17 protein-coding genes are annotated in these 21,369 nt (G+C 63.3%); 7 read left to right on the top strand and 10 right to left on the bottom strand.

Annotated features, from left to right (window positions below):
* Positions 1 to 217: 217 nt before the first annotated feature.
* Positions 218 to 1,933: a bifunctional protein-serine/threonine kinase/phosphatase gene (locus GEV37_RS12895; RefSeq protein ID WP_227390666.1), complete on the top strand. Its 1,716-nt coding sequence runs from the start codon at positions 218 to 220 to the stop codon at positions 1,931 to 1,933.
* 69 nt (positions 1,934 to 2,002) lie between these two features.
* On the opposite strand, the gene GEV37_RS12890 is transcribed toward GEV37_RS12895, so the two are convergent.
* Positions 2,003 to 3,262: a 6-phosphofructokinase gene (locus tag GEV37_RS12890; RefSeq protein WP_227390665.1), complete on the bottom strand. Its 1,260-nt coding sequence runs from the start codon at positions 3,260 to 3,262 to the stop codon at positions 2,003 to 2,005.
* A gap of 115 nt (positions 3,263 to 3,377) precedes the next feature.
* Positions 3,378 to 4,046 (bottom strand): ribonuclease T, encoded by a 669-nt coding sequence (gene rnt / locus GEV37_RS12885; RefSeq protein ID WP_227390664.1) that lies wholly within the window; start codon positions 4,044 to 4,046, stop codon positions 3,378 to 3,380.
* 204 nt (positions 4,047 to 4,250) lie between these two features.
* On the opposite strand from rnt, the gene GEV37_RS12880 reads away from it, so the two are divergent.
* Positions 4,251 to 5,471, top strand: coding sequence for an argininosuccinate synthase (locus GEV37_RS12880; RefSeq protein ID WP_227390663.1), 1,221 nt, complete (start codon positions 4,251 to 4,253; stop codon positions 5,469 to 5,471).
* A 68-nt stretch (positions 5,472 to 5,539) separates the two neighbouring features.
* A complete protein-coding gene (locus GEV37_RS12875) occupies positions 5,540 to 5,878 on the top strand; it encodes an HlyU family transcriptional regulator (RefSeq protein ID WP_227390662.1) in 339 nt (112 codons plus the stop codon).
* On the opposite strand, the gene GEV37_RS12870 is transcribed toward GEV37_RS12875, so the two are convergent.
* Both GEV37_RS12870 and GEV37_RS12865 read right to left on the bottom strand, forming a co-directional pair.
* Positions 5,875 to 7,080 carry an EAL and HDOD domain-containing protein gene (locus GEV37_RS12870; protein ID WP_227390661.1) on the bottom strand — a complete coding sequence of 402 codons (1,206 nt, stop codon included), beginning with the start codon at positions 7,078 to 7,080 and terminating at the stop codon, positions 5,875 to 5,877. The genes GEV37_RS12875 and GEV37_RS12870 overlap by 4 nt on opposite strands.
* A gap of 169 nt (positions 7,081 to 7,249) precedes the next feature.
* Entirely contained in the window at positions 7,250 to 9,196 is a 1,947-nt protein-coding gene (locus GEV37_RS12865) for an exonuclease domain-containing protein (RefSeq protein ID WP_227390660.1), read from the bottom strand.
* Positions 9,197 to 9,411: 215 nt separating this feature from the next.
* On the opposite strand from GEV37_RS12865, the gene GEV37_RS12860 reads away from it, so the two are divergent.
* A complete protein-coding gene (locus GEV37_RS12860; RefSeq protein WP_227390659.1) occupies positions 9,412 to 10,479 on the top strand; it encodes a tRNA-queuosine alpha-mannosyltransferase domain-containing protein in 1,068 nt (355 codons plus the stop codon).
* Here GEV37_RS12860 and nth read toward each other — a convergent pair.
* The 6 genes from nth to GEV37_RS12830 all read right to left on the bottom strand — a co-directional run bounded on the left by nth (position 10,457) and on the right by GEV37_RS12830 (position 16,781).
* Complete coding sequence (gene nth, locus GEV37_RS12855; RefSeq protein ID WP_227390658.1) at positions 10,457 to 11,092, bottom strand: endonuclease III; 636 nt, start codon at positions 11,090 to 11,092, stop codon at positions 10,457 to 10,459. The two genes, GEV37_RS12860 and nth, sit on opposite strands and share 23 nt — an antisense overlap.
* Positions 11,089 to 12,072 carry an RnfABCDGE type electron transport complex subunit B gene (locus GEV37_RS12850; protein ID WP_227390657.1) on the bottom strand — a complete coding sequence of 328 codons (984 nt, stop codon included), beginning with the start codon at positions 12,070 to 12,072 and terminating at the stop codon, positions 11,089 to 11,091. The genes nth and GEV37_RS12850 overlap by 4 nt, the downstream gene beginning before the upstream one ends.
* 1 nt (position 12,073) lies before the next feature.
* Complete coding sequence (gene metG, locus GEV37_RS12845; RefSeq protein ID WP_227390656.1) at positions 12,074 to 14,110, bottom strand: methionine--tRNA ligase; 2,037 nt, start codon at positions 14,108 to 14,110, stop codon at positions 12,074 to 12,076.
* A 107-nt stretch (positions 14,111 to 14,217) separates the two neighbouring features.
* Complete coding sequence (locus GEV37_RS12840; RefSeq protein WP_227390655.1) at positions 14,218 to 14,499, bottom strand: hypothetical protein; 282 nt, start codon at positions 14,497 to 14,499, stop codon at positions 14,218 to 14,220.
* Positions 14,500 to 14,609: 110 nt separating this feature from the next.
* A complete protein-coding gene (locus tag GEV37_RS12835) occupies positions 14,610 to 15,791 on the bottom strand; it encodes a 1-acyl-sn-glycerol-3-phosphate acyltransferase (protein WP_227390654.1) in 1,182 nt (393 codons plus the stop codon).
* A 48-nt stretch (positions 15,792 to 15,839) separates the two neighbouring features.
* The gene (locus tag GEV37_RS12830; RefSeq protein ID WP_227390653.1) at positions 15,840 to 16,781 is read right to left on the bottom strand and encodes a recombination-associated protein RdgC; all 942 of its coding nucleotides are present in this window, start codon (positions 16,779 to 16,781) and stop codon (positions 15,840 to 15,842) included.
* A 168-nt stretch (positions 16,782 to 16,949) separates the two neighbouring features.
* Here GEV37_RS12830 and GEV37_RS12825 point away from each other — a divergent pair, with 168 nt between their 5' ends.
* The 3 genes from GEV37_RS12825 to serC all read left to right on the top strand — a co-directional run bounded on the left by GEV37_RS12825 (position 16,950) and on the right by serC (position 21,364).
* The gene (locus GEV37_RS12825) at positions 16,950 to 17,393 is read left to right on the top strand and encodes an acyl-CoA thioesterase (protein ID WP_227390652.1); all 444 of its coding nucleotides are present in this window, start codon (positions 16,950 to 16,952) and stop codon (positions 17,391 to 17,393) included.
* A gap of 172 nt (positions 17,394 to 17,565) precedes the next feature.
* Positions 17,566 to 20,277: a DNA gyrase subunit A gene (gyrA, locus tag GEV37_RS12820; protein ID WP_227390651.1), complete on the top strand. Its 2,712-nt coding sequence runs from the start codon at positions 17,566 to 17,568 to the stop codon at positions 20,275 to 20,277.
* Positions 20,261 to 21,364, top strand: coding sequence for a 3-phosphoserine/phosphohydroxythreonine transaminase (serC, locus tag GEV37_RS12815; RefSeq protein WP_227390650.1), 1,104 nt, complete (start codon positions 20,261 to 20,263; stop codon positions 21,362 to 21,364). Before gyrA ends, serC begins: the two co-directional genes overlap by 17 nt.
* The last annotated feature ends 5 nt before the right edge of the window (positions 21,365 to 21,369 follow it).

Genomic DNA, 21,369 nt, shown 5'->3' with positions numbered 1-21,369 from the left:
ACTGCGCAATTGCGAGGAATTATACGAACAAGCCCGCTGGATTACCAATTCGGCGTCTTGCGCAGGCGCTTTTTTTGGCATTGCGGGGCGATGAAGAAGCTTCGCGACGCCACCGACTTTCGGCGGGGCATCGCAAGGCCAGTACAACGTGTATCATGGCACCCATCGCAAGGGCCGTCCGACACGGCCACTACCCGCCAGGGCCAAGGAGGACGAGTTGGCGCACGCACAGTTACTGATCAGCTACGGTCAGGCGTTTGTCGCCCCGGACCGGCGCACGCATAGAAGCTCGATGTCGGTGCGCGTACCGGAGTCGCCGCTGCTGTCGACCAAGGGCGCCTGCGCGGTGATCAGCGACTCCATTTCGCGCAATACCATGGCCAAGCAGGCCGGCGATCTGAGCGTGCGCGGCTTTCTGGCCGATTACTTCTCGACGCCGGAGCACTGGGACGTCAAGACCTCGGCGACCCGGGTGATGCTGGCGCTCAACAGTTGGTGCTACAGCCAGAGCCAGCACGTCAAGGAGGGGAGCTTCGTCTCCTCGATGTCCGCCATGGTGTTTCGCGGGCGCGACTCCTTCCTGTTCCACATGGGCGACACCTTGGTGTTTCGCCTGCGCGGCGCGGAGTTCGAACAGTTGACCCGGGACCACGTCACCGATGTGGGCGGCTACCGCTACCCCTCCCGGGCGCTGGGCATGGATGGCAGCCTCGACATCGACTACACCCCCTTGCCGCTCAAGCAGGGCGACTTCTTCGTCTTCACCACCCAAGGCGTGCGCGGCACCCTGATGCCTTCGGACTACGTGCGCCTGATTCGCGCGAACGCGAGCGATCTCGACGCCGCCTGCGAGCGCCTGGCGGCGGAAGCCAAGCAGCGCGCCCAGGAGCGCGGCTATGGCGGCGACCAGTTCTGCTTCCAGATCCTGCGTATCGACGAGCTTCCCGAGGAGGTCGAAAGCGACCCGGCCCTGATCTACGGCGACCTGCCGATCCCCCCGGAGCTCTCGCCGGGCCAGCGTCTCGACGGCATGGAAGTCGAACAGGTGCTGTCGCGCAATGCCCAGTCGAGGGTCTACAAGGTGCGCGACAGCCATACCGGGCGCACCATGATGATGAAGGCGCCAAGCCCCGAACTTTCACTGAGAAACGCCTATCTGGAGCATTTCCTGCTCCAGCAGTGGGTGGTGGAGCGGGTCAATTCGCCCTTCGTGATCAAGGTGATCACGCCGTCGCGGCCGCGACGCTATCTCTACTACCTGATGGCGTACGTCGAGAGCGAGACCCTCAAGCAGTGGGCCGACCGCCATCCCCAGGCGAGCCTCAAGCAGCGCCTGGACATCGCCAATCAGCTCGGCAAGGCCATCCAGGCGCTCCATCACCGCGACATCATCCACCAGTTGGTCACGCCGGACAACGTGTTGATCGATCAGCACGGTCAGGTGGTGCTGGCCGACTTCAGCGCCTGTCACATGCGCGACATGGAGGGGCACAAAAACTCCGGCGAGCTGTTGCGCCAGGTGGGCTTCACCGAGCACACCGCACCGGAGTACGCCTTGGGCGATCGTATCGGGCGGCGCAGCGACCAGTATTCGCTGGCGTCCACGGTCTACTGGCTGCTCACCGGGGCGTTACCCTATAGCCTCACGCCGGATCGCCTGCGCAGCCACACCGACCTCGAGTCGCTGACCTACAAGAGCGCGCGCAGCGTCAACCCGGAAATATCCCAAGCGCTGGACGATGCACTGCGCCGGGCATTAGACCCGCAGCGGGCGCTGCGCTTTCGGCGCATGTCGGAGCTTCTGCACGCCTTTCGCGTCCCTCTGGGGCGGGCGCCAGCACCAGAAGAGCCTAATCGCGAACCGCGCCGCTTCTGGCAGGGGGTGGCGGGAATCCTGCTCTTGCTGCTCGTGCTCTCCTGGCTCTTGCGCTAGGCCAGAACGGAAAACGGGGCGATGACATCGCCCCGTTTTCCGTTCAAGCAGCGCCGCGTCGGCGTTTGCCTAGAGCGAGAACGCCGGCAGTTTCTTCTCCACCTTGGCGAGCGTGAGCTTGGCGACCTTGGGCAGGCCGTTCTCGAAGGGAGGGAAGTCCTCACCCTGGATGAGCGGCGAGAGGTAGTCGCGGCACGCCTGGGTGATCGCCAGGCCATCCTCGGAAATGAAATCACGAGGCATGAACTTCTCCTGGTTGGCAATCTGGGCAAGCGGTGCCGAGATCACGTCCCACTGGTAAGGCGCCTGACTTACGCGACGAATCGCCGGCATCATCGAATTCTTGCCCGCCAGCGCCAAGCTGACCGCTTCGCGGCCCACGGCGTAGGCCTGCTCGACGTCGGTCTTGGATGCCAGGTGGCGCGCGGCGCGCTGCAGATAATCCGCCACTGCCCAGTGATACTTATAGCCCAGGTCCTGCTTGACCATGCCGGCGAGCGTCGGCGCCACGCCGCCGAGCTGGCGGTGGCCGAAGGCGTCGGTGTTACCGGCGTCGGCCAGGAAGGTACCGTCCTCGTAGCGTGCCCCTTCGGAGACGACGATCACGCAGTAGCCGTACTTCTTGACGCTCTCGTCGACCCGCGCCATTACCGCGCGGCGATCGAAGGCCACTTCCGGGAAGATGATCAGGTGCGGCGGTTCGCCTTCGCCTTCACCGGCGAGCCCGCCGGCGGCGGCGATCCAGCCGGCGTGGCGGCCCATCACTTCGAGCACGAACACCTTGGTGGAGGTGGCGCACATCGACGCGATGTCGAGCGACGCCTCGCGGGTGGAGGTGGCGATGTACTTGGCCACGCTGCCGAAGCCGGGGCTGTTGTCAGTGATCGGCAAGTCGTTGTCCACGGTCTTGGGCACGTGGATGGCGGTCAGCGGGTAGCCGAGCTTCTCGGAGAGCTGCGATACCTTCAGGCAGGTGTCGGCGCTGTCGCCGCCGCCGTTGTAGAAGAAGTAGCGGATGTCGTGCGCCTTGAACACCTCGATCAGCCGCTCGTACTGGGCGCGGTGGGTCTCGATGTCCTTGAGCTTGTAGCGGCACGACCCAAACGCGCCGCCGGGCGTATGTCTGAGCGCGGCGATCGCCTGGTCGCTCTCCTGGGTCACATCGATCAGATCCTCAGTCAGCGCGCCGATGATGCCGTTGTGCCCGGCGTACACCTTGCCGATCTGGTCGGGCGCCTGACGGCAGGCTTCGATAACGCCGCAGGCGCTTGCGTTGATGACGGCGGTGACGCCACCGGACTGGGCGTAGAAGGCGTTATGCTGGGCCATGGAAACGTCTTGACTCCTGATTCGATTGGTTGGAGCGCCGCACAGTGAGGGTCGCTTCAGCGGACGCCATAAATGGCGCGAAGTTTAGCCTAAAGGCGCGTCGGGCACCACGGGGTCACTCCGGGGTGTCGAGCTCCTGTTCCTGCTGGGCCAGCCGCCAGCCGCCCAGATCCTTGTAGCGGTTGACCATGGCACAGAAGAGCTCGGCGGTCCGTTCGGTGTCGTAGCGTGCCGAGTGCGCCGCCTTGTTGTCGAACTCGATGCCCGCCGCGCGGCAGGCGCGGGCCAGCACGGTCTGGCCGTAGACGAAGCCGGCGAGCGTGGCGGTATCGAAGCTCGAAAACGGGTGAAAGGGGCTGCGCTTGACGTTGCAGCGGTTGGACGCGGCGTTGAGAAAGCCGTGATCAAAAGCCGCATTATGGCCGACCAGGATCGCCCGCGAGCAGTTGTGAGCCTTGACCGACTTGCGGATAGGACGAAAGATCTCGGCTAGCGCGTCGGCCTCCGACAATGCCACCTGCTTGCGCAGCGGGTCGTCCAGGTTGATACCGGTGAAGTCGAGCGCCGACTGCTCGACGTTTGCGCCTTCAAAAGGCGTGACGTGGAAGGCGTAGGTCTCGTCAGGCAGCAGGTTGCCGTCGGAATCCATCGTCAGCGTCACCGCGGCGATCTCGAGAAGCGCATCGCGCTGGGCATCGAACCCTCCCGTTTCCAGATCGATGACGACCGGTAGATAACTGCGAAAACGCTGGGCCATCATTTCACGGGCTATTGCCTCGCTCATGCAGCTCTCCTTGGTAAAGCGAGTAGTCGGTAAGGTAAGAGTAACGGCATGCCACCGCTAACAGTCGCGTGATTCTAGCAGCTTTGCGCGGGCTTCGCCCTCGGCGGTGTTCGCCGGACAGCGAGGGCGCTATACTCGTGCGGTAAATCATGCGTTGACGCCTGCAGGCCGCCTGCAGGCGTCGTTGACCCAGAGGAGTGAAGAATGTCCGATGTCAAGAAGGTTGTGCTGGCCTATTCCGGTGGCCTGGACACATCCGTGATCGTCAAATGGCTGCAAGAGACCTACCAGTGTGAAGTCGTGACCTTCACAGCCGACATCGGCCAAGGGGAAGAAGTCGAGCCTGCCCGTGCCAAGGCGCAGGCCCTCGGCGTCAAGGAGATCTACATCGAGGATCTTCGCGAGGAGTTCGTGCGCGACTACGTCTACCCGATGTTCCGTGCCAACACCATCTACGAAGGCGAGTACCTGCTGGGCACCTCCATCGCGCGCCCCCTGATCGCCAAGCGCCTGATCGAGATCGCCAACGAGACCGGCGCCGACGCGATCTCTCACGGCGCCACCGGCAAGGGCAACGATCAGGTTCGCTTCGAGCTCGGCGGCTATGCGCTCAAGCCCGGCGTCAAGGTCATCGCCCCCTGGCGCGAATGGGACCTGACCTCCCGCGAGAAGCTGATGGCCTATTGCGAAGAGCACAGCATTCCCGTCGACTTCGCCAACAAGAAGAAGAAATCGCCGTACTCCATGGATGCCAATCTGCTGCACATCTCCTACGAGGGCGGCATCCTGGAAGATCCCTGGGCAGAAGCCGAAGAGGACATGTGGCGCTGGAGTGTTTCGCCGGAAGCGGCACCCGAGACGCCGACCTACGTCGAGCTGACCTTCGAGAAGGGTGACATCGTCGCCATCGATGGTGAAGCGCTCAAGCCTCACGAAGTGCTCGAGAAGCTCAACAAGCTCGGCGGCGACAACGGTATCGGTCGTCTCGATATCGTCGAGAACCGCTACGTGGGCATGAAGTCCCGCGGCTGCTATGAAACCCCCGGCGGTACCATCATGCTGCGCGCCCACCGCGCCATCGAGTCGCTGACCCTCGACCGTGAAGAGGCGCACCTGAAAGACCAGCTGATGCCCAAGTACGCCGAAGTGATCTACAACGGCTACTGGTGGAGTCCGGAGCGGCGCATGCTGCAGGCCGCCATCGACGAGACCCAGGGCAACGTTTCGGGCGTCGTGCGCATGAAGCTCTACAAGGGCAATGCCACCGTGGTGGGCCGCAAGTCCGAGCAGTCGCTGTTCGACGAATCGATCGCTACCTTCGAAGACGATGCCGGCGCCTACAACCAGAAGGATGCCGAGGGCTTCATCAAGCTCAACGCGCTGCGCCTGCGCATCGCGGCAGGCAAGGGTCGCAAGCAAAGCTGATCCCGAGCGGCCAGCACGGCTGGCCGCTTTTTTTACGCTTGCACGTAACAAGATGTCAGGAAATGGTCATGTTCAAGAAACTGTTTTCAGGCCTGATGAGCGGTGGCGACAAGCCGACCACCGGCGTAAGGCCCACCGACCCCGTTCACTACCGGGATTTCACGATTGTCTCCCGACCGGATTCGCAAGGCGGTCAGTTCCGGGTGAGTGGCACGATCACCAAGGTCGACCCCGATGGGCGCGTTCTCGAGCACCGCTTCGAGCGCTCGGACATGCTGCCCGGTCGCGAGGCCTGCGACGAGATGATGGTGGTCAAGGCCAAGCGTTACATCGATGAGGTGGGCGAGGCGATGTTCGAGGCGGATCCTCGTGAGGCATCAACGCCGCAGGGGGCGACCGACGCCTAGAATTGCGTCTTTTCCATCCAGCGCTGCGCCTCGATTTCTGCCTTTTCAAGTAGCGTATCGGGTAGCGCGTCGACATGCTCGCCAAGCTCGGCGGACTCCACGTCACTCAACAAGGCGCCCAGTCTGCCAGCGCGTTGAGTCAAGGCCTTGGCCTGGTCCGAGGTCAAAGGCAGTTGCTGAATCAATGTCTCGAGCTCCACATCCAGAATCATCGGCATGTGCGAGAAAAGCCCCAGCATGAACCCCTCCTCTTCGCCCACGCTACGCTCGAACGCCGCCTGCTGGCAGGCCAGCGCCCGAGTAAGCCCTTTGATGATCTCGAGCTTGCTGGCAGGGCCGTGACTTGCCAGTAGCATGATGGTGACCAGCATTCTGAGCTCGATCACCCCCAGACGTTCTATCGATGCCCGCAGCGTGTCAGAAGTGCGGGAGTCGGCATGAGTCACTGCTTTTGCCCGTTTCAACACCGCCTCGGTCAAGTAGGCATCCTTGGCGATCAAACGAGATAAATCGCCGAGATCGATCTCGCTGCGATAGAGCTTGGTGATCAAGAGCAGGTGAGTGAGACTTGATGAGTCTCGGTGCGTGCCACGAGAGCGTTGGATGCGAGGGCGCTCGTAGAAGTAGCCCTGAAAGAGCGAGAAGCCGAGCGCCTTGCAGCGGTCGAAGGCTTCATGAGTTTCCACGCGTTCGGCGAGCAGGGTGAAACCCTGTGCTCTCAACGACTCGATCTGGGCGAGCGGCAGGTCGCGAGAGACATCGAACTTGACGATATGGCAATGATCGAGCAAGGAATCGTGATCCTGGTCGGTCTGAAAATCATCGAGTGCCAGGGTATAGCCCATGCTCTTGAGGTTGGCCATGGCATCGCGAACCGCTGCGGTGGGGGGCGTCGACTCGAGCACTTCCAGTACGATGCGATCAGTGGGCAGGCGACACAGCTCTGAATTGAGCAGCCACTGTTCGGAAACGTTGATGAACAAGGTGCGTTGCTCGCAAAGCGTCTCCAGTCCGATCTCGTAGATCGCCACCGCGCAGGCGCGCGCGGTCGCCTGTACATCGTCGTCGATGGTCGCGGTTCTCTCACGGTGATGATGACGGTAGAGCAGCTCATCGGCGACATGGTTGAGATCGGCATCGACGATAGGTTGCAACGCGATGGTGTAACCCAGAGACGCTGATTTCGGTACGCTCCTTGTCATCGACTCCATGGCCCCCGGGCTCTCGTCATATAGTATGAGGCTCTACCTTGATGGCACTAGAAAAGTAGTTCCAACGCATTAAAGTATAGAAAATGCGGGAACTTGCTCTTAACCCACGTTATCCAGTTTACAGCGATTATTCAAAAATTCGTAATGGAATCGGCGGTTTTCAGCGGCTGCCATCGTTCTTGGCATAAGCGCTTTTCTGTAGTTCTAGAAGCTGAGCCAGAGTGGAAACATTGCGCGTTTTAAGACGGGGAAGCAACGCAAGCCAGAGCTTTGCAGCCAGGCGCGCATCCCCGAGCGCGGTATGTCGGTCAAGCGGCGGGCAATCAAGATCGTAGCGTGCGGCCAGCGCGTCCAGGTCGTGCTCATCAAGCGCCTTGTCGAGCGCCTTCGAGATCAGGAGCGTATCGATCACTGGGTTGGTAAGCGACACGCCGGCGGGACGCAGCGCCAAGAGGTCGAATGAGGCGTTGTGAGCGAGAAGGATCGCCTCCCCGGTGAAGACCTGAAACTGCGCGAAAACTGCTGGCAAGGAGGGGGCGTACTCGACATCCCGATCGCTCAGGCCATGAATGGCGGTACTCGCGGCGGGAATCGGACGGCGCGGGTTCACCAACGCCTCGAAGGTGTCGTCCATCTGCAGTCGGGCATTGACGATGCGACACGCCCCTAGGCTCACGATACGGTCGTTGCCGCGTAGATCGAGCCCGGTGGTCTCGGTATCGAAGGCGACGATCTCGAGCTGCTCGATAGGGCGTTCATCCAGCGGGGTACCGGGCGATACGTGGTAGGCAATATCGAAGTCGTGGAATTCGGGGCGCGGCGCGCGTTGCGCCGGCGGTGCCTGGCGTGGGCCCGGGTGTGGGAGCGATACGCACAGTCGTGCGCGGCCTGCGCTTGCATTCGCATCGCTCCACAGCTCGCTTCCATGCAGGTTCAGCACGTCCTCGACGCTTGGCGCTAGGGGGAGCGATTCGAGTCGCACCACTCGCCAACCCTGCAGCGTGTCGGTATCGACGGGTTCGCCCGGCCAGCTCAAGGCGAGCCAGCGACGTTCGCCGTCGCGCCTGATCTCTCCTTCGAATTCACAGTACGGGAGCTCGCCGTGCAGCCTTTTGATCAAGGTATCGAACAGCGCCACGAGCGACGGCGCATGGCCTGTGAAACCATCCGGCGCGCCGATAGGCGTGATCAGCTTGTGGGCCGGGTCGAGCTGCTCGTCCAGAACGTCCCAGAAGGTATCCGACCAGATCGAGCGCCACTGCTCGCTCTGCAAACTCAGCGAAGCCATCATGTTCCCCAGTGCCAGCGTTTCAGGCTTTGCATCGAGAGCATCGAGAGCCTGCTGAATTCGAGTTCGCGTTTCCAGCTGAGTTTGCCAGGTGTGAGTGACGTCACGCAGCGTGATCAGCACTTCGGCGGGGTTAGCGTGGAGCCGCGTGAGATTGATCGACAGCGTACGCTCGGCAAACCTTGCAAGCATCTCGCGGGGAAGCGGCGCCTTGGCCGGGTCGCTATCGATCAGCGCCTGAAAGCGCACGACCAGAGCGGGGTCGGTGAACAGAGTGTCCAGGCGCTTGCCGAGCCCAAGCGTGCCGGGGGCAGGAAAGAACGCCTCGGCGGCCGGGTTGAACAGCAGAATGCGTCGATGCCCGTCGCATACCACGATGGGGGTGTCGAGATGCTGAAGCAGCGTCTCGAGAGCCTGGCGAACGCGCCGAGTATCAAGCGCTCCCTCATGGCGCGCCTGCTCGCGGCTGTCGTGTTGGTCCTTCAGGCGAGAAGTGATATGGATGAGTTCCGGTGCCAGGCCAGCCAGCCAGCCATCGGGTGGCGTGAACGTGGCGTTCGGGGTGGCAAGAAGCCTTGCCAACTGCGCGTGCAACGTGCGAAGCGGTCGAAACAGCCGCTGCTCCAGCAGAAAACCCACTGCCAGCAGCGTGAGGCCGCCGGACAGCGAGCCCAGCCAGAGTGCTACTCGTGACGCGCCGGAAAGCGCCAGGCGGCTGTCGAGCCAGGTCGCGAAAAAGGCGCCGCCTACCAGGCCGAGACCGCCGAGCAGGAGCCATCCGCCCACCAGCGCCTGCCGCCTCGGTAGTCCTTCAGCCATGTCGGGTGCTCACTCGGGTAGGGTGGCGCTGGCGATCATCGATGATGACGATCATGAGGGCATTCTCCTGCACGAAGCGAAATATCTTCAAGCTTAATGACAGCCCACCAAGGCGCCTAGGCGACCTTGGGTGAAAGTCTTGGCCAATCACGGATGGCCAGGGCTTGTTATACTCGAGCCTCTTGCCAAGGCGCTGGGATGACAAGGTTTCTTTGATGCGGGTACTGCTACTCTCGGCTTACGAGGCGGTTAGCCACCGCTACTGGGCGGACCAGCTGACGGCACGCCTCGAGGATATCGAGTGGACGCGGCTGAGCCTTGCCCCGCGCCACTTCGCCTGGCGCATTCGCGGCAATCCCTTGAACTGGTGGCTCAAGGAGCACGCTAGCTTGAGCCAGCCCTTCGATGTGGTGCTCGCCACCTCGATGGTCGATCTGGCCACGCTCATCGGGCTTTTCCCGCACCTCGCCCGGGCGCGCAAGATCGTCTACTTTCACGAGAACCAGTTCGCCTATCCGAGCTCGAGCGATCAAGCGCCGCCGGTAGAGGCGATGATGGTGAATCTCTATGCGGCCCTGGCCGCCGATGACATCGTTTTCAACACTGCCTACAACCGCGACTCCTTCATCGACGGCGCTCGGGCATTCTTGAAGAAGATGCCGGACAACCTGGCCGCCGCCCGCCCGCTGGAAGCGCTGCGAGCACGCGCGCGCATAATGCCTGTGCCCATCGAGGCGCGCAGGAAAGCCGGAGCCGATCTCAACGCATCAAGGCGTATCCTGTGGAACCACCGCTGGGAGTACGACAAGAATCCTGAAGACTTCTTCGCGGTGCTGTACCGGCTCAGCGAAGAAGGTGTGGCTTTTGAACTCGCCGTGGTGGGGCAGCGCTTTCGCGGTGAGCCGGCGGTGTTCGAGCAGGCACGCGCCCGCCTTGCCGATCACATCGTCTGCTGGGGTCCGCAGGAGGTAGGGGAGTATCGTCGCTTGCTGGCGGGTGGGGGTATCGTGGTCTCGACCACCTGGCACGAGTTTCAAGGTCTGGCCCTGATGGAGGCGGCCCAGTGCGGCGCCCGGCCGCTGGTGCCCGAGCGGCTCTGCTTTCCCGAACTCTATCCCGAGGCTTACCGCTATGACGGCACGGTCGAAGGGCTCTATCAGCGGCTCGCGGCGTGGCTCCTCGAGCCCTCGTGCCAGCCGTCAAGGCTTGATACCCGCGCCTGGGAGTGGCCGAACTGGGAGGGGGCCTACAGGGCGCTGCTCACAGCTCCACCTTCTCCTTGAACTCGCATAGATCCTCGATGATGCAGCTGCCGCAGCGCGGCTTGCGGGCGATGCAAGTGTAGCGGCCGTGCAGGATCAGCCAGTGGTGGGCGTCCTGCTTGAACTCGCGGGGGACGTGGCGCTCGAGCTTGCGCTCGACCTCCACCACGTCCTTGCCCTTGGCAAGGCCAGTGCGGTTGGAAACCCGAAATATGTGGGTATCCACCGCGATGGTAGGCACGCCGAAGGCGGTGTTGAGAATCACGTTGGCGGTCTTGCGCCCCACGCCGGGCAGCGCCTCCAGCGCCTCGCGGGTGTGCGGCACCTCGCCGCCGTGGCGCTCGACCAGAAGCTGGCAGGTCTTCATCAGGTTCTGCGCCTTGGTATTGAAGAGCCCGATGGTCTTGATATGCTCTTTCAGGCCGTCGAGGCCGAGCTCGAGAATCGCCTCCGGCGTATTGGCGACGGGAAAGAGCTTCGCCATCGCCTTGTTGACGCCGACATCGGTCGCCTGGGCGGAGAGCAGCACGGCGGTGAGAAGCTCGAAGGGCGTGCTCCAGTTGAGCTCGGTGGTAGGATGGGGATTCTCGGCGCGCAGGCGCGAGAATATCTCGAAACGCTTTTGCTGATTCATGAACTCGTTTCCGATTCGAGCGCGGCCCGAGCGTTATCGACGACCTGCTGGGCTTTCTGCAGCTGCTGTTCCACCCGGGCGATCTCGTCGGCGCCCTGCTGGCGCCTGGCATGAGCGAGCTGCTGGCGAACGTGGCGAAGCGACTGCTCGGCGGCTTTCAAGGCCAGGCGTTTCTGATGACGTCGGGCGGCGCTGGTGTCGTCGCCGGGCGATGCCCCTTGTTTGCCCAAAGCGAGGTCGATCTTCTCGATCTCGCGGCGCTGCTGCTCGATCTGCTCGGAAAGCGCCTGGCGCTCGGGGCTCTCGCTGAGGGCATCCCGCTTGCGCTTAAGGCGCTTCAAGGCGGCCGCCTGGCGCGCCCTGCTGGCGCGCAGCGCGCTCGGCGATACGGCCGGGGACGGTTGGCTTTGAGTGCGCTCGGGCGGTACTGACCGAGCCACCCGCGCCGCCCGTCGCGCGCGCTTGGCATCCTGTTCCTGCGCCAGACGGCGGTTACGGGCGATGAAGCGCTCGCGCCCCTTGATGGCGCGCCGCTCCAAATAATCCTGGCGCATCGCTTCGGAATTCGCCGTTTGCCACTGTGGGTGGGGCACCAGGTCGATGCAGTCCACCGGGCAGGGCGCCACGCAGAGTTCGCAGCCGGTGCATTCGTCCTCGATCACCGTGTGCATCTGCTTGGCCGCACCCAGGATCGCATCCACCGGGCAGGCCTGAATGCATTTGGTGCAGCCGATGCACTCGGCCTCACGAATCACCGCAAGCGTGGGCGCCTGGGGCGGCTCGGCCAAAGCGATGACCGGCCGTCCGGTCAGCTCGGCTAGCCGTTTTAGCGTCTGGTCGCCACCGGGCGGGCAACGGTTGATCGCCTCGCCCCGGGCGATCGCCTCGGCATAAGGCCGGCAACCCTCGAAGCCACACTTGGTACACTGGGTCTGGGGAAGCTCGGCATCAATGGCGTCGATCAACTGCTCGGCGACCACGTTACATTACCCGCTGGCCCGGCTTGGCGCCGCTGTCCGGCGACATCAGGTAGATACCTTCGTCGTCGCCGGCGGCCAGCACCATGCCCTCGGAGAGGCCGAAGCGCATCTTGCGCGGTGCCAGGTTCGCCACCATCACCGTCAGGCGCCCCTCGAGCGCTTCCGGCGAGTAAGCGCTGCGAATGCCGGAGAAAACGTTACGCGTCTCGCCGCCGAGATCCAGCGTCAATTGCAGCAGCTTGTCGGCGCCCTCGACGTACTGCGCCTTGGCGATCCGCGCGATGCGAAGGTCCACCTTGGCGAAGTCGTCGAAGCCGATTTCCGCCGCGATCGGCTCGTCGGCCAGCGGCCCCTTGGGGGTTTCCTTGAGCTTCTGCTCTTCCACCAGATCCTCCTTTGACGCCTCGATCATGGCGTTGACCCTGTCGCGCTCGATGCGCGTCATCAGCGGCTTGAACTTCTCGATCTCGTGGTCGGTCAGCACCGTGACGCGGCTCGCCCAGTCGAGCGTATCGAGCTTGAGAAAGCGCTGCGCCTCAAAAGCCATGGCCGGCACCACCGGGGCAAGATAGACCATCAGCTGGCGGAACAGGTTGATGCCCACGGAGCAGATCTCCAGCACCTGCTGCTCGCGGCCTTCTTCCTTGGCCAGCGCCCAGGGCGCCTGGTCGGCGATGTAGGTGTTAGCGTCGTCGGCAAGCTCCATGATCTTGCGCATGGCGCGGCCGAACTCGCGGGCCTCGAAGTCCCGGGCGATGTCGTCGCCGGCCTGGATGAACCGCTCAACGAGCTCGGGCTCAGCGCAGCGCGCGGAAAGCCTGCAGCCGCCGAGCTTCTTGATGAAGCCCGCGCAACGGCTGGCGATGTTGACCACCTTGCCGACCAGGTCCGCGTTGACCCGGGCGGCGAAATCCTCGAGGTTCAAGTCGAGATCGTCGACGCCTGCGCTCAACTTGGCGGCGAAGTAGTAGCGAAGATACTCCGGGTTCAGATGCTCGGCGTAGGTGGCGGCCTTGATGAAGGTGCCCCGTGACTTCGACATCTTGGCGCCGTCGACGGTCAAGAAGCCGTGACAGTTGACCGCCGTCGGCGTGCGCATCCCGGCGCCGTGGAGCATCGCCGGCCAGAACAGGGCGTGGAAGTAGACGATGTCCTTGCCGATGAAGTGGTACACCTCGGCGCTCGACTCCTTCTCCCAGAAGCTGTCGAAGTCGATGCCTTCGCGCTCGCACAGGTTCTTGAAGCTCGCAAGATAACCGATCGGCGCGTCGAGCCAGACGTAGAAGTACTTGCCCGGGGCGTCAGGGATCTCGAAGCCGAAGTAGGGCGCGTCACGAGAGATGTCCCACTCATTGAAGCCGGACTCGAACCACTCCATCAGCTTGTTGCGGATCTGCGGCTGGACGTGACCGTCGTTGATCCACGCCTCCAGGAACGCGCTGAACTCCGGCAGCTTGAAGAAGTAGTGGGTCGAGCTCCTGACTTCCGGCGTAGCTCCCGAGATCGCCGAGACCGGGTCGATCAGCTCTGCCGGAGTGTAGGTGGCGCCGCACTTCTCGCAGTTGTCGCCGTACTGATCATCGGAATGGCACTTCGGGCAGGTGCCCTTGATGAAGCGATCCGCCAGAAACAGCCCCTTGACCGGATCGAACATCTGCTCGATATCGCGGGTGGCGATGTGGCCTTGATCGCGCAGGCGCGTGTAGATCAGCTCGCTGAAGTAGCGGTTTTCGTCGGAGTGGGTGGAGTGGTAGTTGTCGAAGCCCACGCCGAAGGTGGCGAAGTCCACTTGGTGAGCGTTCGAGACCCGCTCGATCAGCGCTTCCGGCGTGATGCCTTCCTGTTCGGCACGCAGCATGATGGCGGTACCGTGGGCGTCGTCGGCGCACACGTAGTAGCAGTGGTGGCCGCGGCTTTTCTGAAAGCGTACCCAGATATCCGTCTGGATGTACTCGAGAAGATGGCCCAGGTGAATGTCACCGTTGGCGTAGGGCAGGGCGCTGGTCACCAGTATGTTGCGCGGGGCGGAATTTGACATGATCGGGAGTGCTTCCGGTTGGGCAGTAACGAAAAAAAGTCGGCGAAGGAGGCGCTTCGCCGATCACGGTGTTCGCCGGGACAAGGGGCGGTCGGGCGTGGCGCGATTCAGTAGAGCGCCTGCTCCTCCTGCACCACTTCCTTGAGAAGCTCCAGAAAGAGCTTGTCCGCCTCGGAGTGCTCTGCGGGGTCCTCGGGAATGTGCACGCTGGTGGTGTCGGAAATTTCGTTGGCGATGCGCGCCATCACCGCAGGGCCGGAGCCTCCGGCAAGCTCTTCGCGGGCAATGGAAAGCGACTGGCGCAGAATCTCCGGGTCCTGCAGCAGTTTGCGAATGAAGCCGCGCAACTCGTTGATGACGCGGGTTTTCTGAATTTCGGATGCAGACATGGAGCGCTCCTCGTCGGCCCGCCCGCAGGCAGGCCCAAAACCTTGTGATGAATGCCTTGACCATAGCACTTTTTGCCTGGTGCAACATGAACCGGTGGGCGGCTCGCGCTTCAGCGGCCCAGCCGGCCCGCCTTGTGCTTGACCGGGTTGGCGTACTGGGCGAGCCAGAACGGCTTGAGCGCCTCGGGGACGCCCGCCAGGCGCTCGTTGAAGCGGGCGCGATCCTCCCGGGTGATCGCCTTGCGGGCGATCAGCTCCGGTGCCTCGCCGAGTGCCTCGAGCGCCAGGTAGTGGCTGGGGAAGAGTCGGTAGCCACCGATCACCTGGCGGTCGATTTCGGCGGCCACCTCGTCGGGGGTCGCCATGTCCGCGTTCACCGGCTGACCGAAACGTAGCTGGACGCGCCCCTTGCTGCCGGTGATGCCGGCCACGATCGAGCGGATGTCCTCGAATTCGCTCTTGGCGTAGCTGCCCTTGGTCGCCACGTCATGAAGCTCCTGCGCCTTCTGGAGATCGCAGGGGTCGTACTCGTAGCTGATCGATACCGGCACCAGCTTGAGCTCCGCCACTGCTTCGCCGAAGACGAAATCGCCCGGATCGCCGCGCTTGGCCATGGTCAGCATCTTGATGATCGCAGGGTCGGTGCGGTCGATGCCGTTCTTGGCACGCCCCTCGCGCTGGGCCATCCAGATCGAATGGTTGTCCGCGGTGATCGAGTGGCGAATGTAGCCGGACAGCTGCTGGTAGGCGGCGAGCATGGCGCGCTTGCCGCGGGCGCTTCTGGGCACGATGAAGCTCTTGTTGAGCCGCATCAGGTCGGTGACGTAGGGCTTCTTGAGAAGGTTGTCGCCGATGGCGATGCGCACCGTATCGCGCCCGGACTGGTAGAGCGCGTAGTTGACGAAGGCCGGGTCCAGCGAGATGTCGCGATGATTGCCGATGAAAAGATAAGCGCTTTGCGGGTCGAGCTTGTCCAGTCCCGATACCTCGAAGGCGTCGGTGGTGGTGCGAATCATGCGTTCCATGTAGCTTGCGATGCGCATCTGGAAGTCGCGCACCGAGGTCACGCTTGCAATCTCGCGGCGCACCGCGCGAGCGGCGATCAGGCGCGCGAGCGCCGGTGCCCATCTGGCGAGCCGGGGCAGACGAAACCGGGTCAGCGCATCGAGCAGCTCGCTGTCGTGGCTGAGCCGGGTGAGCACCTCCTGAACCTCGTGATCCATGTAGGGGCGGATGTCGCCCCAGGGGTCGTCGGCGGTGGCGGCAGTAGGGGCGAGAAGTGGGTCAGTCATGCGATCCGTCATGAGAGTCAGCCAGGTCGAGGATGTCCAAGCGTCGGTTTAGCTTGCGCCTTGCAGCGCGCTCGGTTCTTTCTGCGCTTCGCCGCCGAGCCACTCGAGCAGCCGGGTGATGTCCTGGGACAGCGACTGCGCCATCAGGATGAAGTCGGTCTCCAGACGCGCCAGGGCGTCGTCGCCATCGTCGGCGTGATCTGCCTCTTCGATCAAGGCATCGCCAAAGCGTAGCGACTTGAGCGCCAGGTCGTCGTGCAGCACCAGGCTCAAGCGGCCTTCGAGCCCGAGGGCCAGCTTGCTCGCCTGACGACCGCTCTCCAGCAGCTGCTGGATCTCGTCGCTGTCGAGGTCGACCTGGCGGGCGCGCAGCACGCCGTCATCCCCCTTGGCCTTGAGCTCGACCTGGTCGCCGAGCTGCATGTCCGCCGGGCGGCTCGCGGCGTCGCCAAGCCAGGTGGTCATGGCGCGGATCGGCAGCGTCTGGGAGGTGACCGGCGTGACCTTGAGCGAGCCCAGGGTCTCGCGCAGCAGATCGAGAATCTCCTCGCAGCGGCTTCTTGAGCTTGCGTTGATACCGATCAGGTTGGCACGCGTATCCCACCAGAGATCCACCTTCTGGCTGCGCACGAAGGCGCGCGGCATCAGCTCCTCGGTAATCTGCTCCTTGAGGGTGGTCTTCTCCTTGCGGGTGACCTTGCGCCCCTCCTGTGCCTCGATATCCGCCACCCGCTCATCGAGCTCCTCCTTTACCACGGAGGCCGGAAGCAGGCGCTCCTGGCGCAGGGCGGACAGCAGCCGGTGCCCTTGGATCTCGTGAAGAAGCTGACCACCGCCCAAGCGTCCTGCCGGTGCCGTCCAGCCCAATCGGCGCGCATCCGCACCGCCCAGAGGCCTTGCCGCCTGGGGTTCGAGGGCGCCTTCCAGCGCCGCTGCGTCGAGCGCGAACTCGCCGTGCAGACGATATAAGTGCAGGTGCTTGAACCACATATCACCGATCCTGTGCAAAAGGGGGCACATTATGTCGAAACCGACCCGCTCCTGCCAGCCTATTGCGCGAACACCGCTTCATTGCATACGTTTGAAACCTGCGTTTGATAAAACCCCGCGCCCGTCGAGCTAATGGGCGCACTCACCATGACCCCACAGGAGTCTTTCATGTCATCTTCCATTACTCGTGTCGATCTGCGCGTGCGCGGCTACCACCTTGACGGGTATGGCCACGTCAACAACGCCCGTTATCTCGAATTCATGGAGGAGGGGCGCTGGGCCTTCTTCGATGATCACGCCGAGCTGATCCGCGAACTCCACAAGGCGGGGCGCGCCTTCGTGGTGGTCAACCTGAACATCGACTACAAGCGCGCGGCGGTGCAGAACGACGACCTGCACGTGCTGACCGGTATTCTCGACATCGGCGAGCGCAGCGCGCGTTGCCATCATCGCATTCTGTCCAGCGACGGCAAGGTGGTAGCCCAGGCGGATCTCACCTTCGTGCTGCTCGACGTGAAAGCCAACGAGGCGTGCCCGATCGAGGAAGCGGTGCGTGAGGTACTGGAGAAACTCTGTGTCGAGCGCGAGGCGTTCACGCTCGACACAGAGTGACGTGCAAGGCGGCGCTTGCCGCGAAGTCGAGACCTTTCGCTGACTGCCCTTGATGCGCTTGCAGTGGTATGATGTGTGCGTATGTGCGCTCGCCGCTGGGTTCGCTATCAGGGCGAAATAAAAGCGCTTTCAACTCTCGCAGTGCCAATGCAGTGCAAAGGATCTGACTTTCATGGGTGACATCGCCAGAGAAATCTTGCCCGTCAATATCGAAGACGAGCTGAAGCAGTCGTACCTCGACTATGCGATGAGCGTCATCATCGGCCGCGCGCTGCCGGACGTTCGCGATGGCTTGAAGCCGGTGCATCGCCGCGTGCTGTTCGCCATGCACGAACTGAGCAACGACTGGAACAAACCGTACAAGAAGTCGGCGCGTGTCGTCGGCGATGTCATCGGTAAGTATCACCCCCACGGCGACAGTGCGGTGTACGACACCATCGTGCGCATGGCGCAGCATTTTTCCATGCGCCATGTGCTAGTCGACGGCCAAGGCAACTTCGGCTCGATCGACGGCGACAACGCGGCCGCCATGCGTTACACCGAGGTGCGCATGGCGCGCCTGGCCCACGAGCTTCTGGCGGATCTTGAGAAGGACACCGTCGACTGGGTCGACAACTACGACGGCACCGAGCGTATTCCGGAAGTGCTGCCGACCAAGGTGCCGAACCTTCTGATCAACGGCTCCTCGGGCATCGCCGTGGGCATGGCGACCAACATCCCGCCGCACAACATGCGCGAAGTCATCGACGGCTGCCTGGCGCTGATCGACGACTATACGTTGACCATCGACGATTTGATGCAGTACATCCCGGGCCCCGATTTCCCCACGGCGGGCATCATCAATGGCCGCGCGGGCATCCTCGATGCCTACCGTACCGGGCGTGGACGCATCTACGTGCGCGCTGCTCACACCATCGAGCACCACGACAAGACCGGGCGCGACCACATCATCATCACCGAGCTTCCCTATCAGGTGAACAAGGCGCGGCTGATCGAGAAGATCGCCGAGCTGGTAAAGGAGAAGCGCATCGAGGGCATCGCGGAGCTTCGCGACGAGTCCGACAAGGATGGGCTTCGCGTGGTCATCGAGATCAAGCGCGGTGAATCAGGCGAGGTGGTGGTCAACAACCTGTTCGCCCAGACTCAGCTCCAGAACGTCTTCGGCATCAACATGGTGGCGCTGGAGAACGGCCAGCCGCGCACCTTGAACCTCAAGGAGATGCTCGAAGCGTTCATTCGCCATCGCCGCGAAGTCGTCACTCGTCGTACGCTGTTCGAGCTCAGAAAGGCGCGCGAGCGTGGTCACATCCTCGAAGGCCTGACCGTCGCGATCTCCAACATCGACGAAGTGATCGAGCTGATCAAGGCTTCTCCCAACGCCGCCGAAGCGAAGGAGAAGCTGCTGGAGAAAGTGTGGCAGCCCGGCCAGGTGACCGGCATGCTCGAGCGCGCCGGCGCGACCTCCTGCAAGCCCGACGATCTCGACGAAGGGTTCGGTCTCAACACCCTGGCCACCGAGTACCGGCTGTCGCCGGCCCAGGCCCAGGCGATTCTGGAGCTGCGCCTGCATCGCCTGACCGGGCTCGAGACCGAGAAGCTGCTCGACGAGTACCTGGCGATCCTGCAGCGCATCGCCGAGCTGACCGAGATTCTCGCCTCTGCCGAGCGCCTGATGGAAGTGATTCGCGAGGAGCTTCATGCGGTGCGCGATCAGTACGGCGACGACCGCCGCACCGAGATCCAGGCGAGCCACCTAGATCTCTCCATCGAGGACCTCATCGCCGAGGAGGACATGGTGGTCACGGTGTCGCGCTCCGGCTACGCCAAGACTCAGCCGCTTTCCGACTACCAGGCCCAGCGCCGTGGCGGTCGCGGCAAGTCCGCCACCTCGATGAAGGACGAAGACGTCATCGAGCATCTGCTCGTCGCCTCGACCCACGACACGGTGCTGCTGTTCTCCAACCGCGGCAAGGTGTACTGGCTCAAGGTCTACGAGATGCCCAACGCCAGCCGCGGCTCGCGGGGCAAGCCCTTGGTCAACATGCTGCCGCTGGAGGAGGGCGAGTCGATCAATGCCATCCTGCCGGTGCGCGACTACGACCCGAACCACTACATCTTCTTCGCCACCGCCAAGGGCACGGTCAAGCGCACCAGCCTCGAGCAGTTCTCGCGGCCCCGTTCGGTCGGCCTGATCGCGATCGACCTCGAAGAGGACGACCGCCTGGTCGGCGCGGCGATCACCTCCGGGTCCGATCACGCCATGCTGCTCTCCTCGAACGGCAAGGCGATTCGCTTCGAGGAGAGCAACGTGCGCGCCATGGGCCGTACCGCCCGCGGAGTGCGTGGCATGCGTCTGCTCGATGATGCGGAAGTGATCAGCCTGATCATTCCCAAAAGCCAGCAGATCGATGCCGAAGCCGATGGCGAAGAGGGCGAAGCGACCGCGCAGGACGTGCAGCCCCAAGCCGAAGGTCAGATCTACATCCTCACCGCCAGCGAGAACGGCTACGGCAAGCGTACCCGTCTCGAGGAGTTTCCGCTGCGCGGACGCGGCGGCCAGGGCGTGATCGCGATGCAGACCAGCGAGCGTAACGGCGCGCTGGTCGCGGCGATGCAGGTCTACGACAGCGACGAGATGATGCTGATCACCGACCGGGGCACGCTGGTGCGTACCCGGGTCGAGGAGGTTTCCACTACCTCGCGCAATACCCAGGGCGTGATGCTGATCCGCCTGGGCAAGGAAGAGAAACTGGTGAAGACCGTTCGGGTCGACGAGCCCGTCGACGCTCCCCAGGAAGAGGAGGAGACCGACCTCGACGGTGCACCGCAAACGGCGACGAACGGCGTTGAAGAGGACCAAGGCCAAGATGACACGTCACTATAACTTCTGCGCGGGGCCGGCGGCCCTGCCCGACGCGGTGCTGGCGCGCGCCCAGCGCGAGATGCTCGATTTCGAAGGGCGTGGCCTTTCGGTCATGGAAATGAGTCATCGCAGCGACGAGTTCGCCGGTATCGCTCACCAGGCCGAGGCCTGCCTGCGTCGGCTGATGGGCATACCGGAGCAGTACCGGGTGCTGTTTCTGCAGGGCGGGGCGAGCATGCAGTTCGCCATGCTGCCGATGAACCTTCTGGGCCGCGGCGGGCGCGCCAACTTCATCCAGACCGGTATCTGGGGCAAGAAGGCGCTGGCCGAAGCCCGCCACCTTGGCTTCGACTGCCACGTGGCAGGCGAAAGCGAGTCCAACGGCCATATTGAGGTGCCATCGCGCGAAAGCCTTCAGGTGAGCGATGACGCCGCCTACCTGCACTACACCGCCAACGAGACCATCGGCGGACTCGAGTTCGACTACGTGCCGACGCTCGCCCGTGCCGATGGCGCGGACGTGCCGCTGGTATGCGACATGTCCTCGAGCATTCTGTCCGGGCCCATCGACGTGACCGATTTCGGCGTCATCTACGCAGGCGCCCAGAAGAACATCGGGCCCGCCGGGCTTACGCTGGTCATCGTGCGCGAGGATTTGATCGGGCATGCACTCGCCCGCACCCCGACGCTGTTCGACTACCAGGCGCTCGCCGAAGCGGAGTCGATGGTCAACACGCCGCCGACCTACGCCTGGTATCTCTCCGGGCTGGTCTTCGACTGGCTGGAGAACGAGATGGGCGGGCTGGCGGCCATCGATGCGCTGAACCAGCGCAAGGCCGACAAGCTCTACCGCGCCATCGATGACAGCGACTTCTACTCGAACCCGATCGCGAGGCACAACCGCTCGCGCATGAACGTGCCCTTCGTGCTCGCCGATAGTGCGCTCGATAAAGCGTTTTTGAGCGAGGCGGAGGCAGCGGGGCTCTTGAACCTGAAAGGCCATCGCAGCGTTGGCGGGATGCGGGCGAGTCTCTACAACGCCGTCCCGGAAGCCGCCGTGGACGCGCTGATCGCCTTCATGCACGATTTCGAACAACGAAAGGGCTAGGATCC

Source organism: Vreelandella malpeensis, assembly GCF_020622355.1.
Classification (GTDB): Bacteria; Pseudomonadota; Gammaproteobacteria; order Pseudomonadales; family Halomonadaceae; genus Vreelandella; species Vreelandella malpeensis.
Note: the sequence above shows the minus strand (reverse complement) of the source record. Positions and strands in the feature narration are given on the sequence as shown.

Excerpts from the sequence above, each read along its gene's own strand:
- GEV37_RS12890 (WP_227390665.1), bottom strand. The coding sequence starts at position 3,262 with ATGGCCCAGCATAACGCCTTCTACGCCCAGTCCGGTGGCGTCACCGCC.
- rnt (WP_227390664.1), bottom strand. The coding sequence starts at position 4,046 with ATGAGCGAGGCAATAGCCCGTGAAATGATGGCCCAGCGTTTTCGCAGT.
- GEV37_RS12880 (WP_227390663.1), top strand. The coding sequence starts at position 4,251 with ATGTCCGATGTCAAGAAGGTTGTGCTGGCCTATTCCGGTGGCCTGGAC.
- GEV37_RS12875 (WP_227390662.1), top strand. The coding sequence starts at position 5,540 with ATGTTCAAGAAACTGTTTTCAGGCCTGATGAGCGGTGGCGACAAGCCG.
- GEV37_RS12870 (WP_227390661.1), bottom strand. The coding sequence starts at position 7,080 with ATGACAAGGAGCGTACCGAAATCAGCGTCTCTGGGTTACACCATCGCG.
- GEV37_RS12865 (WP_227390660.1), bottom strand. The coding sequence starts at position 9,196 with ATGGCTGAAGGACTACCGAGGCGGCAGGCGCTGGTGGGCGGATGGCTC.
- GEV37_RS12860 (WP_227390659.1), top strand. The coding sequence starts at position 9,412 with ATGCGGGTACTGCTACTCTCGGCTTACGAGGCGGTTAGCCACCGCTAC.
- nth (WP_227390658.1), bottom strand. The coding sequence starts at position 11,092 with ATGAATCAGCAAAAGCGTTTCGAGATATTCTCGCGCCTGCGCGCCGAG.
- metG (WP_227390656.1), bottom strand. The coding sequence starts at position 14,110 with ATGTCAAATTCCGCCCCGCGCAACATACTGGTGACCAGCGCCCTGCCC.
- GEV37_RS12840 (WP_227390655.1), bottom strand. The coding sequence starts at position 14,499 with ATGTCTGCATCCGAAATTCAGAAAACCCGCGTCATCAACGAGTTGCGC.
- GEV37_RS12835 (WP_227390654.1), bottom strand. The coding sequence starts at position 15,791 with ATGACTGACCCACTTCTCGCCCCTACTGCCGCCACCGCCGACGACCCC.
- GEV37_RS12830 (WP_227390653.1), bottom strand. The coding sequence starts at position 16,781 with ATGTGGTTCAAGCACCTGCACTTATATCGTCTGCACGGCGAGTTCGCG.
- GEV37_RS12825 (WP_227390652.1), top strand. The coding sequence starts at position 16,950 with ATGTCATCTTCCATTACTCGTGTCGATCTGCGCGTGCGCGGCTACCAC.
- gyrA (WP_227390651.1), top strand. The coding sequence starts at position 17,566 with ATGGGTGACATCGCCAGAGAAATCTTGCCCGTCAATATCGAAGACGAG.
- serC (WP_227390650.1), top strand. The coding sequence starts at position 20,261 with ATGACACGTCACTATAACTTCTGCGCGGGGCCGGCGGCCCTGCCCGAC.